Annotated in this window: 13 protein-coding genes, 2 tRNA genes and 1 other annotated feature; of the genes, 11 read left to right on the top strand and 4 right to left on the bottom strand. The window is 40.1% G+C overall.

Translation table 11 applies throughout. The features are described from left to right. Positions 1-20: 20 nt before the first annotated feature. The gene (locus AC21OG_RS11590; RefSeq protein ID WP_487378420.1) at positions 21-203 is read right to left on the bottom strand and encodes a hypothetical protein; all 183 of its coding nucleotides are present in this window, start codon (positions 201-203) and stop codon (positions 21-23) included. Between AC21OG_RS11590 and AC21OG_RS11585 the strand changes: the two genes are divergently transcribed. Beyond that, a complete protein-coding gene (locus AC21OG_RS11585; protein WP_487378435.1) occupies positions 180-1,271 on the top strand; it encodes a DUF2345 domain-containing protein in 1,092 nt (363 codons plus the stop codon). The genes AC21OG_RS11590 and AC21OG_RS11585 overlap by 24 nt on opposite strands. Before the next feature lie 36 nt (positions 1,272-1,307). Here the strand turns inward: AC21OG_RS11585 and AC21OG_RS11580 are convergent. Further along, positions 1,308-2,527 (bottom strand): IS3 family transposase gene (locus AC21OG_RS11580; RefSeq protein ID WP_487376832.1). Its coding sequence is split into 2 segments (ribosomal slippage): positions 1,308-2,251 and positions 2,251-2,527, totalling 1,221 coding nucleotides; the frame shifts between segments, so codons are not numbered across the junction. Continuing rightward, positions 2,136-2,252 (bottom strand) — a sequence feature (AL1L pseudoknot). (Overlaps the previous gene by 117 nt.) 572 nt (positions 2,528-3,099) lie before the next feature. On the opposite strand from AC21OG_RS11580, the gene AC21OG_RS11575 reads away from it, so the two are divergent. Both AC21OG_RS11575 and hchA read left to right on the top strand, forming a co-directional pair. Beyond that, complete coding sequence (locus AC21OG_RS11575; RefSeq protein ID WP_486547896.1) at positions 3,100-3,537, top strand: MarR family winged helix-turn-helix transcriptional regulator; 438 nt, start codon at positions 3,100-3,102, stop codon at positions 3,535-3,537. A 53-nt stretch (positions 3,538-3,590) separates the two neighbouring features. Next, positions 3,591-4,454, top strand: coding sequence for a glyoxalase III HchA (gene hchA, locus AC21OG_RS11570; protein ID WP_487376830.1), 864 nt, complete (start codon positions 3,591-3,593; stop codon positions 4,452-4,454). 202 nt (positions 4,455-4,656) lie between these two features. Here hchA and AC21OG_RS11565 read toward each other — a convergent pair. Then, positions 4,657-4,733: transfer RNA gene (locus AC21OG_RS11565), tRNA-Asp, on the bottom strand. Positions 4,734-4,785: 52 nt separating this feature from the next. Next, positions 4,786-4,861, bottom strand: a tRNA-Val gene (locus AC21OG_RS11560). 258 nt (positions 4,862-5,119) lie between these two features. Here AC21OG_RS11560 and ftsY point away from each other — a divergent pair. The 8 genes from ftsY to AC21OG_RS11520 all read left to right on the top strand — a co-directional run bounded on the left by ftsY (position 5,120) and on the right by AC21OG_RS11520 (position 15,295). After that, a complete protein-coding gene (gene ftsY, locus AC21OG_RS11555; protein ID WP_487376828.1) occupies positions 5,120-6,331 on the top strand; it encodes a signal recognition particle-docking protein FtsY in 1,212 nt (403 codons plus the stop codon). A 168-nt stretch (positions 6,332-6,499) separates the two neighbouring features. Continuing rightward, the gene (locus tag AC21OG_RS11550; protein ID WP_487376827.1) at positions 6,500-7,066 is read left to right on the top strand and encodes a methylated-DNA--[protein]-cysteine S-methyltransferase; all 567 of its coding nucleotides are present in this window, start codon (positions 6,500-6,502) and stop codon (positions 7,064-7,066) included. 28 nt (positions 7,067-7,094) lie between these two features. Further along, complete coding sequence (locus tag AC21OG_RS11545; RefSeq protein WP_487376825.1) at positions 7,095-7,973, top strand: hypothetical protein; 879 nt, start codon at positions 7,095-7,097, stop codon at positions 7,971-7,973. Between the two features lie 631 nt (positions 7,974-8,604). Next, positions 8,605-9,354 (top strand): 2Fe-2S iron-sulfur cluster-binding protein, encoded by a 750-nt coding sequence (locus AC21OG_RS11540; protein WP_487376823.1) that lies wholly within the window; start codon positions 8,605-8,607, stop codon positions 9,352-9,354. Then, positions 9,351-10,343: an FAD binding domain-containing protein gene (locus AC21OG_RS11535; protein ID WP_487376821.1), complete on the top strand. Its 993-nt coding sequence runs from the start codon at positions 9,351-9,353 to the stop codon at positions 10,341-10,343. Before AC21OG_RS11540 ends, AC21OG_RS11535 begins: the two co-directional genes overlap by 4 nt. A gap of 2 nt (positions 10,344-10,345) precedes the next feature. Next, positions 10,346-12,856, top strand: coding sequence for a molybdopterin cofactor-binding domain-containing protein (locus tag AC21OG_RS11530; protein WP_487376819.1), 2,511 nt, complete (start codon positions 10,346-10,348; stop codon positions 12,854-12,856). Between the two features lie 150 nt (positions 12,857-13,006). Beyond that, complete coding sequence (locus tag AC21OG_RS11525) at positions 13,007-14,494, top strand: XdhC family protein (RefSeq protein WP_487376817.1); 1,488 nt, start codon at positions 13,007-13,009, stop codon at positions 14,492-14,494. Positions 14,495-14,497: 3 nt separating this feature from the next. Continuing rightward, the gene (locus tag AC21OG_RS11520; protein ID WP_487376816.1) at positions 14,498-15,295 is read left to right on the top strand and encodes an NTP transferase domain-containing protein; all 798 of its coding nucleotides are present in this window, start codon (positions 14,498-14,500) and stop codon (positions 15,293-15,295) included. Positions 15,296-15,808 lie beyond the last annotated feature (513 nt).

Below are 15,808 nucleotides of genomic sequence, written 5' to 3'. Positions count from 1 at the left end.
ATCAGCAAGCTTATGACACCTTAGCCAAAACGCACCAGCCCGTCGGCATCAATGTCGACCTTGACAGCACCAAAGCAAAACAGTCGCAAGATAACAACAGCCATACCCCGTTTGGTAGCTTTAGTCAAAACACCAATGACAGCACAATAAATGAAGCTGGAAGATGACAACAACCACACATACTCATTGACTCTAAGCGCCATCTTGATCTGCTAACGGGTCAACACAGCCAACATACCAGCACCCAAAACAGCCACAGCCATAGCACAGATAACACCTATTACCACAGTCAAACCCAGCTCAATCAGATCGTGGCAGGGGACATTCATTACTACAGCAACAAAGCCCAGACCCACACTGCCGCTCATGATGATTTGACAATACAAGCCCATACGGGACAGATGCGTCTAGACAGTGAGCAGGTACTACGCATCCATAGCCGCGATGAGATAGATATTATTGCCCCTGACACGCTCAGTCTAAAAGCGGCGGGTAGTGGTATTGAGATGAGTGGGGGTAATGTGACTTTAATCACACCTGCTCAAGCGGGGTATAAAGCCAGTAAGGTGGATTGGGGGATTGGGGGTGGGAGTTCATTTAATTCCCTCATGCTTATGCAAGATAAGTTACAAAAAGAAGACTTTAGGATGAACTTCGGTCCTGAGACTATTGATGAAAGTTTAAAACCTGAAGCAGATTGTCCTTGTAAAACAGGAGATGTGGTTGAAACTACTGCTGGCGCTCCTGTCAATGTATTACAGGGCTGTAAAGTATTATTTGGTAGTGATGATTTGGATTTTGCAGGTAAAGGGTATTTGCCATTTGTCTTACAGCGCATGTATAACAGTCAAAACAGTAATAAAGGCTGGTTTGGACAGGGCTGGACCATACAAGGGTACGAGCAGAAGCTTGAATTAGATAGTGATAATAACCGAATATATTTAATAGACAATACAGGTAGAAAGCTTGCATTTAATCTACCTAAACCTGGTGAGTCTGTCATTCAGCCTTATGCAGGTTTAACATTGTATAGGTTGCCTAAAAATCGTCACTCGCAATCTATAAATATAAATAACAATCTCGAGAGCTTTGATTTCATTTTATATCAAGGTGTGCATTATCCTACTTCGGCAGACTATAACCTGTTTGAAGGTGCGAGCATGCAGTTTTCTCAAATTAATGCATCTAAAAGTACTATACAAATATTGCCTTCCCAGTTTAGTAATCGGTATGGTCATCGTATAAGCATTTATTATACAAGTAAAGAGTGAACCGCCCCGACTATATCGGAGAGTGGATTACTTGAGTCAGGCAACTTTGTCTGACTCACTAAGACTATCATAGTATCGTCTCTCAAACTCAAAAGGCGACACATAACCAATCGTACTATGCAAACGTGTTCTATTGAACCAATCGACCCATTCAAGAGTTGCTAATTCAACATCGCTCACACCTTGCCACTGTTGTTTTAAATACTCAATCACCTCCGTTTTATAAAGCCCGTTAACCGTTTCAGCTAATGCATTATCGTACGAATCACCTGTCGTGCCAACAGATGCAATGATACCTGAATCAGCCATCTTATCCGTATAGCGAATGGATAAATACTGAACGCCGCGATCACTATGATGGATCACATCTTTTGGGTTGTTTCTGTTTGCAATTGCTTGATTTAACGCTGCCATCACCATATCGGTGTTCATACGATTAGACACCTTCCAGCCAACAATACTACGGGCAAACACATCAATGATAAAGGCGGTATATACCCAACCACTCAGCGTTTTAACGTAGGTAAAGTCAGCCACCCATAGCTGGTTCGGTCTATGGGCATTAAAGTTACGATTAACTAAGTCGTCTGCCCGTATTTGATCATCACGAGACTTAGTGGTTATCTTACCTTTACCTCGCCAAATACCTTGCATGCCATGCTGGCGCATTAACCGCTCTACAGTGCAACGTGCAGGATGTATACCTTCGGATTTCAACTGTTTCCAGACTTTACGAGCACCGTATCGGCATTTGCTGTCCTTCCAAATACGTTTAATCTCATTAAGATAGAAGTCGTCATGCTGACTACGCTGTGAACGTTTCTCTGGATTATCGTTTAAGTCTTTTATGCGGTAGTAGGTTGATGGAGCAATCGGTAATACTCTACAGATTGGCTCGACTCCATATTGTTGTTTGTGATCGTCTATAAAATCAACCATTACTTGGGTTTGCGGTCGAGCTCCGCCTGGGCGAAAAAAGCTGCAGCTTTCTTTATAATCTCATTGGCTTGCTTTAATTCTTTGTTCTCACGTTCAAGCTCTTTGATGCGCTCGGCTTGGCTTTGAGCTTCAATATTTGCAGGAATGGTTTTATCAATGTGCTTTTTATGCCATGATCGTAGGGTCTCAGGTGTGCAACCTATCTTTGGCGCTATGGCTTTGATGGCTGACCAGGTGGATGGGTAGTCGTCTTTAGCTTCAATAAGCATACGGACGGCTCGCTCTTTCATTTCAGGGGTATAGTTTCGTGTTTTCATTGTCGTATTCTCTCAGAAAGTTAGTTCTCCGACAATCCCGGGGCGGTTCACCCTCCATTTCTTTCAACAAACAAGCTTGTTAGAAACAATATAAAGCTTAAAAAGACTATTTTAGAATGAGATAGCATATTTTAAACCTTATAACTTATTTATAGTTTTTAAATCGACTCTAATAATGAAACAATATCGTTGATAAACTGATTGGTTAACAGATTTATATGATTTTTGCAGCTAATCTCGCCATACGCTTCTATCTACCGGTTTGGACGAGACGGTGACACGAATTGTTCGATTGCTGTTACCTCGACACTCACTCAATATATAGTCACCGTAACTCGCCCATACGAGTAGGATACCGCTACTGTCGAGGCTAAACCGCTCCACGAGACAACTATTCAACTTATACATACCTAATCAGCATTGTTTGCCACTTATTACTGTGTCTAACTCTTATTAATTTATTAGTGCTTAATTTTAAATAGTCCTTTACTGCTCTGAATTTTTATAATATAGTTAACCAAGTTAATAGTTAATTAGATTAACTAATATAATCAGCCAGATAATAGGATGCTATGGATAATTCAAAACTATACAAAAACCTATGTGATTTTAGAGAAAGAACATATCGCATATTTCTTAATAGCAAAGAGAAAGCCAATTCAAGTATTACGGATGCGAGCACTCATGATGAGCATTACCTAAATTTAATATCATCATTAGGCAAATCAAATTTAGCGACCATTGCAGAAGTAGCAAATATTTCACGCCCTGCAGCAACCAAAGTTATCAAAAAATTTTTGCAAAAAGGCTACGTTACTAAGACTCTAAATAGTGAAGACAATCGAGAATATTTTATCGAGCTTTCATCATGTGCTTGTCAATACATGCAAGAGAGTGAGGCGCTATTTGCTCAAATTTTAGATGAAAAACTTTCCGTATTAACAGATACCGAAATACAAGAACTATCACGAATAATGCAAAAATTGATTACTGACAATAATTGGGAGTAATTTATCTCACGATAATAGCCCTTAACTTAATAGAAATATAGGAATGAAAAATTATGGATTTTATAAAAAAGCTATTGGGAATTGCTCCACAAAAGACAGAAGAAGGTGGGTATATCCCATCAAAACTTGCCCTAAAACTTGCAACATCTGCAACGACTGATTATGAAAAAATTTACACTGATAAACAGTATAAAGGTGCTAAGAAGATTTTAATGATTTGCACGCAAGAAAATCAGATGACCATGCAAAATGGTAAAGTATTTTCTACAGGGAATCACCCTGTAGAGATGCTTGTACCAATGTTACACCTTGATGATGCAGGTTTTGAGATTGATATCGCAACACCAACTGGAAAACCTGTGCAAATTGAAATGTGGGCATTTCCTAATGAAGATAGCAATGTCAAAACTATTTATCAAAAATACCAATCACAATTTGACAAACCTATTAATTTACACGATTTTGCCCAAAACCAACTATTAAATGATGACTATCTAGCCCTATTTATCCCAGGTGGTCACGGTGCTATGCTTGGGCTTCCTGATAATAAGGATGTTGGCAGTATTCTGAATTATTTCCATACAAACAATCACTACACATTAGCAATATGCCACGCACCAGCAGCATTTTTAGCCGCCGATTTAGATAAATCTCAAGACTTCATTTATCAAGGTTATAAGATTGCTGCCTTCCCAGACTCTGTGGATAAGCAGACACCCATGATTGGATATATGCCGGGGCATATGCCTTGGTTATTTGGGGAAAAACTTGAGAATCTTGGCGTCAAAATCGTCAATAAAAAAGCTGACAATACCTGCTATGTAGATAGAAAGCTAATCACAGGCGCAAGTCCTAATGCTGCTAACGAGTTTGGTAAATTATGTGCAGAGCATTTGTTAAAAGAGAGTAAATTATGAGTAACATTAAACAAAAAAATTGACAAGCAAACGAGATAGCCCTCAAGTCTTGTTTTGGTTCGGAAGCCTATATCACATTATTAAGTTAAAAAATTAACGTATTCAACAATTAAACCACCATCCATAAAAAAACCCCGCTACATAATATGTAGCGGGGTTGAAACTTTGTACTTACTTAAAAGGTAACATAAGTTTTGAAATATGGCGCAGCGGACGGGACTCGAACCCGCGACCCCCGGCGTGACAGGCCGGTATTCTAACCAACTGAACTACCGCTGCTAAGGTCGTCTAGCTTATTTATCCACTTGGTGTTTAAACCATCGCTATATAGTGGTGGGTGATGACAGGCTCGAACTGCCGACATTCTGCGTGTAAGGCAGACGCTCTACCAACTGAGCTAATCACCCTTAGGTCTTGCTCTGTGGGTGTGTATTATATAGATTTTCATTAGTGTGTCAAACCTTTTTTGACATATATCGATAAAAAGTTCATTTTTGTGTTTTTATCAATCTAAGGCAGGCTATTTATTACCGTTTAAAGCAGGTATGTTAAACTAGGTGATTAATCAATATCAATTTATCATACGAAAAACAAGTACGCCTAATTCTAAGTACTTATAAATTAAACAAAAAGTTTAAAAACTAATTTGAGAATAAGAGACGTTCATGAATAATGCAGATAATCCGACTCGGGTAGTAATCGATCTTGATGGCAGTTTGGATGAGTTAGACGATGATGACATTACTTTACCCGACTTACCCAGTGCGCAAGATATTCCAATTATTGAGACACCGCGAGTTGAACAAGCGAACACGCCACCAGTTAATAAGTTAGATACTGGTCCTGCCCATAACGCGGTTGATCAAACGCCACCCGTTTCAACATCAAGTCATGAAGTTAGTGCTAGTATAGATAATGAGAGTGAGCAAGATAAACAAGACAGAAAACGAGGTGGTTGGTTTTCTCGTATGAAGTCAGGGTTATCCAAGTCACGTAAGAACTTAGCTGAAGGTGTGGCCAATATCTTAATCGGTGGCAAAGAGATTGATGATGAGCTATTGGAAGAGGTAGAAGATCAGCTATTGGTCGCTGATATCGGGGTGGAAGCCACGGATAAAATCATCAAAAGTCTGACCGAACAAACAGCCCGTGGCGATTTGATTTATTCTCATTCATTGTACAAAGCCCTACAAAAAGAATTGGTTGAAATACTAGAGCCAAAGGTGGCCCCGCTAATTATTGATACGACGAAAAAGCCGTTCGTTATATTAGTGGTGGGTGTCAATGGCGTCGGTAAAACCACTACTATCGGTAAGTTGGCAAAACGTCTGCAAGCCGAAGGTAAATCGGTGATGCTTGCTGCTGGAGATACCTTTAGAGCCGCGGCAACAGAGCAACTCCAAGTATGGGGCGAGCGAAATAACATACCTGTTGTCGCGCAAGGTCATGGTGCGGATAGTGCGTCAGTTGTTTTTGATGCGATGCAATCTGCCAAAGCCAAAAATATCGATGTATTAATTGCCGATACGGCCGGACGTTTGCAAAACAAAACCCATTTAATGGCTGAGCTTGAAAAAGTAGTGCGTATTATGCGTAAATCAGACCCAGATGCACCACATGAGGGGATGATTGTACTTGATGCAGGCACAGGGCAGAATGCCATAAATCAGGTGAAAATATTTAACGATGCGGTGCCTTTAACAGGTATTACTATTACCAAACTGGATGGCACCGCAAAAGGTGGCGTGGTATTTAATATCGCCAATACTACCGATATTCCCATTCGTTACATTGGGGTAGGTGAGTCGATCGATGATTTACGTGCGTTTAGTCCTAAGCAGTTTGTGGCTGCCTTATTTGAGACGGATGAACAATAAATTTAACACCCAGTATGTCATCAATGGCGACAGTGCAAACTTTGTAAAATGGCATCATTGTGATGCCATTTTTTTTGTGTCAAGATAGTAGAGAGATCAGCTCCTGATTTTTAAGGGCAGTTGTCAATGAATCTATCACTATGTAAGGATACTTTAAAGGTGAATAAAATGATTGTAACTTCGACTGACATTGCCGGATACCCCTTAGTCTTGATGGCAGGTAGGGTGGCTGAAGCATGTGATGCACCGAAACTTTTGGCGGTCAATTGGTTAGAGGCGGGTAAAGAGTGGCAAAGCTGCAAAACGGTTGTGCAGTTGAAGAAGCAACTAGAGCTTGATGATAATCATTTTAAGTTTGTGAATAGAAATAGCCTAAGCAAAGATGATGTCACTCACACTGTCCTCTTAACAACAATTACTCAACTACAAGATTATCAAGATAGAAATCGCCGAAGTTTTGACTTACCGCTAAATATGTTATTGGGAACTGCCTTCCAACAACGTGTTTGGCAAGCATTGCAGCAGATTCCTTATGGGAAAACGATCAGCTATTCACAGTTAGCGCACAATATAGGCAAACCGACCGCGTATCGTGCGGTTGCGAATGCCAATGGTAAGAACCCGTTTAGTATTCTGATTCCTTGTCATCGTGTCATCGCAAGTAACGGTGCATTAGGGGGGTATACTGGTGGGCTTGACAAAAAGAAATTACTATTGCAAATTGAAGAGCATTAAACCTTATGCTATCTAAAAAATATATGTTATGACTGCCGTGCAAAAAGATAATAATTTCCCGCCACAAAAAATGGATGGTAGTCACCACCAGGGCGAGGATATGCCTGAAGAACCTCGAAATAAAGGGAATTTTAAACAATACGCCATTGAGCAATTCCAACCTCAACAAACCCTTCAAGCTAACGTTAATCTAAACCAAGTCAGTCAACCTGTGTCTACTCAATTTCAAGTTAATGAAAGCGGCGAAAACCTTCAAAACCAAATCAAACGCCAGCGTGAATGGGTCTATTTATCCCATTATTTGACCATTCAAGGACTTGATCCCATTCATATTATCTCCGGCCAAGATGATGGCTTTGAACCTGATTTTACCTTGGTATTTTGGGAGAATAATCAACTGGTATATATCGGTATTGAGCTGACAACATTACCAAGATTACGCACCCAGATGAGTGAAAAAGGGCTGATTGCTAAGCGCTGGTATTGGCAAGCACTGAATGTGGTCGCAAAGCAAAATATCAAAGGTCAAATTTACGATGAGGATAATGGTTATCTAACGGCTGAGCGCTTTAAGATTCCGATGAAAACCTTGTACATGCCTAAAAATAAATTTATCAAATTGAGGAAAGGTAGGACAATTTCAAGTATTACCCAACAAGATATCGATAAGGTAATGCAAAAAAAACAACCGAAGATTGAAGCGTATCAGACTAGACGGCCACTCAATCAGTTATGGTTGTTGATTCATACGGATAAGTATCAGCCAGATACCATATTGTCGTTTGAAAAAGATAAAGTGACGGGTTGTGATATTAATCTGACGCATAGCACTGCTTTTGATAATGTTCAGATTACGTGCTATCCCAGCTATAAAATACTAAATGTACAAAAAAAGACTAGTCCTTGATCTGGTACTAAATTTAACTTTTTCGTTTACTGCAACGGCTTTATCAAACTCAATTTATATCTCTATCTTTCTCTCTCTAAGTGCTTAAACCTCTATAAATTCATCAGCGAAGGTCTTTTTGAATGGGTATGGCTAATGCGGGCTTTAAAAATCTACAGTCAATAATTTAACCTGAATTCGGGATAATCAACCCATTAAAGTTAAGGTTATAGGCACTCCTTTGTTGCAAAGCAATGCATCTCATCTTTTAAAGAAACGGTCATTCATCTCTTTTAAACTTAGGAAAGGTTAGCTCCCTTCCTTTTCCAAAGGAAGGGTTGGGGATGGATTTATTAACTCAAATAAAAACAAGAGCTTACTAAGATTCTTATCCCGAATTCAGGTTAATTTAATAAGCAATAGTTATGAGGCATAAATGCCTTTACTTAAAAGCACAGGACAACAACATTTTTTATATAAATTTCAATCATATTTTCATTAGGATGACTCTAATAATTAATAAAATAAGCTCTTATATATTTGAGGAGTTAACCTTCTATAATATTTCATAAATTAAGCTTCTCTTTCATTCAATCACCAAATACCTGTTTTCAATACTTATTTTTAATCACACCTGCCAGCGGACGCCAGCATGACTACCTTAACTTTATCTATTAATAATAAAAGCTATCATTTCGATGATCTTGATCCCCGAACGACTTTACTAGACCTTTTTCGACACCACTTACACATTACAGGCCCCAAAAAAGGCTGTGATCATGGACAATGCGGTGCTTGTACTATTCTCATTAATGGTCAACGTATTAATTCATGTTTAACCTTAGCGGTAATGCACGAAGGTGATGAGATAACCACTATTGAAGGGATTGGTTTACCTGAGACTTTATCTGATTTGCAAAAAGCATTTAGAGATCATGATGCCTTTCAATGTGGCTATTGCACACCAGGTCAGATTTGTTCTGCTACTGCCCTTATTGATGAGGTTAAGCAACAGTGGCCAAGTTATGTCACTGAAGACTTAAAACAACCGAATGCGCTATTAGTCAATGAAATTGCCGAGCGTATGAGTGGTAATATTTGCCGATGTTCTGCTTACCCAAATATCATTAACGCCATATCTGAAGTGCTGCAAAAAGAACTTAAGCTTTTTGAGGATTCACATCACTTAAATAAGTTGCCTAAATCAAATGAAAGTACAGCTTCTCAATCAGGTAGCATCGGTATTACAGGTATATGGTCGCCAGCGCCCAGTCAAGCCCAATTACAAGATAATCATTCGACTAAAGCCCTTAACAATCAACACAGCACTAACAATAACCAAAGCACTAACAATAACCAAAGCAACAAGAACGCTGCTCAACGTTTAGGAGAAAACTCATGAAACGTTTTGAATATGTCCGTGCCAATGATTTAAATCCTGCTTGCGTTGCTGCCAGTTCAGAAGGCGCTGCCTTTATCGGTGGCGGTACAAACTTACTTGATCTAATGAAGCTTGAGATTGAGACACCGATTAAACTTGTTGATATTACTCAGTTAGAACTTAAACAGATTGAGCCGACATCAGAAGGAGGTTTACGTATTGGAGCCTTGGTAACCAATAGTGATTTGGCAGCTCATCCTGACATCATAACCAACTATCCAGTTCTCTCTCGTGCCATATTAGCGGGTGCGTCAGGTCAGCTACGCAATAAGGCGACGACTGGCGGTAATTTTCTGCAACGAACCCGTTGCTACTATTTTTACCAACCAGATAGTCCATGTAACAAACGACAACCGGGCACAGGCTGTCCAGCAATTGAAGGTCAAAACCGCTCACTTGCCATATTAGGTACCAGTGAACATTGTATCGCACAGCATCCCTCTGATATGGCAGTGGCTATGCGATTATTAGATGCGACGTTAGAGACCCAAAAACCAAATGGTAGCACCAGAGAAATTCCGATTAAAGATTTCTATCGTCTGCCTGATGACACTCCTCATATTGAAACAGTATTAGAACCGGGTGAACTGATCACTCATATCATACTTCCAGCGCCCATTAAAGGCATGCATACTTATGACAAGATTCGTGACCGTGCGTCCTATGCCTTCGCTCTAGTATCAGCAGCTGCAGTGATAGATAAAGATGTTACGGGTACGTTAACCACTGTACGTTTGGCGTTTGGTGGCATAGGGTCGCAGCCGTGGCGTAATGAGGCGGTAGAGGCGTCCCTTGAGGGAACTAAAGGAGCTATTCCTGATATTGTGAATGCTGCCAATATTCTTTTAGAAACGGCGAAAGGTCAGGGACAAAACGACTTTAAAATTCCACTAACCCGCCGTTTACTTAAACAAATTATCCAGCGCGCTCTTGACGCTAAGGAAGCTTAACCATGCCATCATTAAATAAAGCGTTAAATGAAGCATTCAATAAAGGAATCCTTAATTCCGAACCAAGCAAAAAAATGATCATGAATGAGCCGGTTCCGACCCTATTTGACAAAACATCGAGTCAGTTAGTTGGTCAACCTATCACTCGGGTCGATGGTTCTTTAAAAGTGAGTGGGCAGGCGCCTTATGCTGCAGAATATCATGTAGACAATATGGCTTACGGCGTATTGGTAGGCGCAACTATTGCTAAAGGTCATGTTAAAGATATTGATAAAAGCTCAGTTGCCGATATACCAGGCGTTATTAAAGTAGTGACTGATCCAAAGCATTTTATTAGAAACTCTCAGCAAGGCGGCAAAATGAAAGCGCCGACCCAAGGCACTAACGAGATTGCCTATCATGGTCAGCCGATAGCGGTTGTCATTGCTGAAACCTTTGAAGCCGCTACCGAAGCGGCTAAGGCACTTAAAGTAACCTATGAGGATCAGACGGATAAAGCGGCGTTAGATTTCAAGTCAGAGCTTAAAAACACTCATGAGATTAATGAGAAAGAAGGGTCTGATAAAAATAGTGAACAAGGCGACCCTGAAAAAAGCTTAGAGAGTGCAGCGGTTCGTTTAGACCGCATTTATACCACGCCTAGCCAAAGTAACTCGCCAATGGAGCCGCATTCATCACTAGCCCATTGGGAAGGGGATAAGCTCACTATTTATACCTCTAACCAGATGGTGGCGTTTGGAAAAAAACAAATAGCGGATGCCTTAGAGATTGATGCTGATAACGTTCATTTAATTGCACGATATGTCGGTGGCGGCTTTGGTAGTAAATTGGGTATTGCCCCTGAGTCTATCGCTGCCGCTATTGCTGCCAAAGAGCTTGAGCGTCCTGTACTGATAATGATGACGCGTCCGCAGGTGATGGAGGCAACGGTGAGACGGTCTAATACCCGTCAAAGAGTCGCCATTGGCTGTCGTGAAGACGGGGTAATAGACACCATTATTCATGAATCGATCTCAAGCAATCTTCCTGGTGAGGCATTTTTTGAGCCATCTGCCTTGTCGACACATTTTCTGTATCGTGGTGAAAACCGCAAAGTTGAATACCAAATGGTTGATATGAACTGGACGCTTGCAGGTTCGATGCGCGCACCAGGCGAAGCGGTTGGTCAGATTGCACTTGAATGTGCGATGGATGAGTTGGCTTGTCAGCTCAATATAGACCCTATTGAGCTGCGTCGTCTTAATGAGCCAGAAGAGGATCCATCAAAGCAGATCCCTTTTTCAACAAGACAGCTTATACCGTGCATTGAGCAGGGCGCAAAAGCATTTGGCTGGGATGAGAAGCATATTGCAAAACCTGCCAGTCGTTTAGAAGGCGACTGGTGGATTGGTACTGGTATGGCAGTCGCCTCAAGGGGCAATCAGCTAATGCCTGCAGAGGCTCGTGCTACCTTACAGCTAGATTCAACCAAATCTTATGGGATAAAAGCGGTGATTGAATCCGATATGACTGATATCGGTACGGGGTCTTATACCGTGTTCTCTCAGGTAGCAGCGGATCTATTAGGCTTACCTATCGACCATATTGAGATGAAACTGGGTGATAGTAATTTGCCAGCCGCTCCCGGATCTGGTGGAAGTTTTGGTGCAGCCAGTGCGGGTAGTAGTATTTATCTTGCTTGCGCCGAATTACGTGAGCAAATTGCCAAACGGGTTGGCCTGCATGCTGACACTATACAGTTGCAACAAGGTCAAGTCTCTAAAATCGGCGATCATGACGCTACACTGACAGAAACGGCAATTGAAGCGGGCAAGAATGTGCTTGGTAGTGTTCTTAATAAGTTAGATAAGCTAGATAAGTTAGATAAGTTAGACAAACTTGACAATATTGCAGAAAAAGTAGGATTGCCGATCTCATTAAATAGTGCTGATACACTGCTAAAAGAGGATTATGACTTTAGTCATGATGCCGCTTATTCACTAGCCGATATTATCGCCAAACTTGATAATCAACAACTAAGTGCAAAAGGCGAAATTGCACCCGGTAAAAACGGTAAAACCCATCGTCAAGCCTGCTATGGTGCCAACTTTGCAGAAGTTGCTGTACATCGGATTACAGGTGAGATACGCGTGAAGAATATGACGGGTGCATTCACAGCAGGACGTATTTTGAATCATAAGCTGGCCACCTCACAATGTTATGGCGGTATGGTATTTGGGATTGGCTCAGCGTTGATGGAAGAGGTCATTCATGATAAACGTGATGGAAGATTGTGTAACCATGACTTGGCTGAATATCATATTCCTGTGAATGCAGATGTCCCTCAACTTGAAGTCATCCTCGTTGAAGAAGATGACCCGTATACCAATCCGATGCACATTAAAGGGATCGGAGAAACAGCCATATCGGGTGCAGCCGCCGCTATTGCTAATGCGGTCTATAATGCGGTTGGGGTACGCGTTTATGATTTTCCTATTACTCTAGATAAGCTGATTGATCAATTGCCAGATTAAGACGCGGACGTTTTATAGCATTGGCGTTTTGACAGGGCAGGCCGTACATCACTGTACTATTTGCCCTCATTTTATCGATTAGCAGCTCTATTCAATCAATTCTAAACAGGTTTATTTTTTAATTTTAAACGCCTTAAATAAGTCGATATTATGAATCATGTTTCTGATATTTTGAAATTGGCGACTGAAGCCTTCCGCGACGGTATTGAAGCGGTACTTGCAACAGTTGTGCGTACTGAGGGTTCTGCGTATCGTAAAGAAGGTGCGATGATGCTTATCTGTGCAGATGGACGCTCAGTAGGCATGATTAGTGGGGGTTGTTTAGAGCCACATATCATTAAAAGAGCTTTTTGGATTACCCGCAATGGACCTTCTGTTCAGGTGTATCAAACGGGGGAGGATGATAATACTTATCCAAACAATACTAAGCAAAATAGTAATCGTAATACTATACGAAATGATGAAAATAGTGATTTGCATGATGACAATCACCGTGATTTAGACTGGAACCATGATTTAGAGGACCAGTATGATAGTCATAACGACGATGATATAGATCTCAATTTTGGTTTGGGTTGTAATGGACGTGTTCATGTTCTATTTGAAAGATTGGCGTCTGCGATGCCCCTGATTAACTGCATGAAAGAAGTTCGCAATAATGAGCAAACGATGCGAGTCGTTACTTTAATCCGTTCAGACGATCCGTCTCATCCTATTGGTGTTCATATTCATTTAGATGATTTTATAGCTTACTTAAAGTTTACGATTTTAAATGAAGATTTAAAACATACTCCCAGTGATCCTACCCTAATACAAGCGATTAAAACGCTATCTTCAAAAGGATCAGAGGATAATTTAATAGCTGATAATGGCTATTCTAAAAAACAGACTTCTAAAAAACAGACTTCTAAAAAACAGACTTCTAAAAAACAGGCTCAATTTGTGACTGTGAAGGGCGCTGTCGATAATAATCTAGACCATATTATTGAGACACAGTGGTTAGTGAGAGACTTGCAACCGCAAATTAAGCTGCTGATTTGCGGAGCAGGCAATGATGTATTGCCATTGGTCACGCTTGCAAAAATGCAGGATTGGCAAGTTACGGTGATAGATAGCCGTGCTCATTACGCCACTCGCGCGCGTTTTATGCATGCTGATAACGTCCTATGTTTGCCACTAGAGGATAGCGACACCCTTATTAATCTTAGCCGAAATGCTGCCGTTGCCGTTATGTCTCATAGTCTCAGTCAAGATAGAGCACGTCTAAAAGTGCTGCTTGCCAATCCACCGGCATACCTAGGTCAATTAGGTCCTAAATATCGAACAGAACGATTGATTTCTGAAATTAAAGACAGCTATCAAGGCGACATCTCGCAATTACAGCAAGGTATCGATCAACTGCATTATCCTATTGGATATAAACTTGGCGGTGATGGGCCAGAGGCATTAGCATTAGGTATCATGGCACAGATTAACGCGGTGATGCATAGTGTTGGTTTTATGACTTCAAACGATGCTACAAGTCAAGAAGACCCTTTAAACTCCAAATCAAAGGAGATTTCAAAGGAGAGTTCAAAGGAGAATAACGCTTGTGTGCCTGCCTTAAACTCTGCTTTAAACCATACTGTAAGCTTTTAATTTATGCCGAACCTAACTCACAACACTTATAAAAACCATGCCGTTATTTTGCTGGCGAGTGGTTTAAGTCAGCGTTTAGGCACTCCCAAACAGCTATTAACGCAACATGGTCAAACTTTGATTGAAGTCATGATTCGCATGGCATTGGCTACCAATCCAAAAGCTAACGTGATTGTGATTCCAGAGGGTCATTTGCCGATTAAAAGAGTCATAGATAGATTGATTGCTGATATTGAGCCTATTGAGGTTGTTTTTAATAAAGAACCTGAGAAGGGTATGGGGCATAGTCTAAGCTTGGGTATTGATGCTTTGAATACTCTAGATACTGATAATTTAGCGACTAGTCAATTAACTACCAACAACTTGGCGATTAATAAAGTTATGATTTTAGGGGTAGACCAAATTTTATTAGACACTCAACATCTAAATAATTTACTGAAAGAAAGTACTAAAGTTGTCGCCAGTCGCTATCCTAAATCTGACAAGATTATGCAGGACAATCGTTTTGATAGTCGCAATGCTACTAATCCTGTCTTAAAAACAAGTAACGACAACCCTAATTATTCTAAAGATGTCAGTTTAGATAGTAGTGAGACAGTCGTTGGTTTACCAGTAGTCATTAACTACGAGCTTCTAAAAAATTGGCAGTCAAGTTTACAGGGAGATAAAGGACTGCGTCATCAAATTAGAGCATTGGCGGCGGCTGAGGTCGCAACTATTTATAACCTTAAATTAAGTGTTGATATTGATACTCCTGAGCAGCTTAAGCTTGCAATTGATATGGGTTGGCTGGATAGTTAGTTTGCAACTCAATTGATTAATCAACTTAACCTAAACCCATTTAGTCTATTTAACTTGATTGATTTTTCCTAGTTTAATTATTCAATGTTAGAGTTTGATTTAACCCCAATTATTGTTTTATAGAGACGGTAAGTATTTGATAGTTTATAATTTTCTGCTTACTCTTATACGCTATCGTCTCTGTAATGTAATAGATATGTTATTCAATATTACTCGTAATCATTTTTAGAAGTCAGTCAACGGTTTAAATTTTAGCTACTTTCTAAACCTAATATCTCTTCCACATTAATCATTTCTTCTTATAAAAGTTTGTAGACACATTCTAAACTTTTATATGTATCTTCCTATTTATATTAAGCCTACCAACAGTTTAAGTAACACTGCCACTTCAAATATTATAGTGATTTTACCAGTTACGTTTATTTTGTTATTCCTAAAAACTCATTAGTTAGGATTTTATTAAATTATAGATTCATAATAGAATAGTATTAGATTTAGCAATATTGGGTTGTA

The organism is Psychrobacter sp. CX5 (assembly GCF_057621535.2).
This window is presented reverse-complemented; position numbering and strand designations above follow the sequence as displayed.